General features: G+C 48.6%; 1 protein-coding gene. It reads left to right on the top strand.

Annotated features, from left to right (window positions below; genetic code table 11):
• Positions 1–218: hypothetical protein (locus tag ABFY71_RS19240; RefSeq protein ID WP_347947487.1), on the top strand; the 218-nt coding region annotated here is incomplete at both ends.

The raw sequence follows: 218 nt of genomic DNA, 5'->3' as shown, positions 1-218 counted from the left end.
GAAACCGGTGGACAGGTTTATGGACAGCAGGATTATTCGGACTTTACGGAAGCCTACACCAATTCTTCTGAAGAACACGCAATTACAATCGGGGCAGGTCAGTGGTACGGAATCGAAGCAAAAACACTTCTGGAACGAATTTACGATGCTGACCCGGAACAGTGGGAGAAGATAGACAAGGTCAGACTTTTGGAGCAGGTCCAGACCGCAAACTGGGA

This window comes from Devosia alba, from assembly GCF_039938915.1.
Classification (GTDB): domain Bacteria; phylum Pseudomonadota; class Alphaproteobacteria; order Rhizobiales; family Devosiaceae; genus Devosia; species Devosia alba.
Note: the sequence above shows the minus strand (reverse complement) of the source record. Positions and strands in the feature narration are given on the sequence as shown.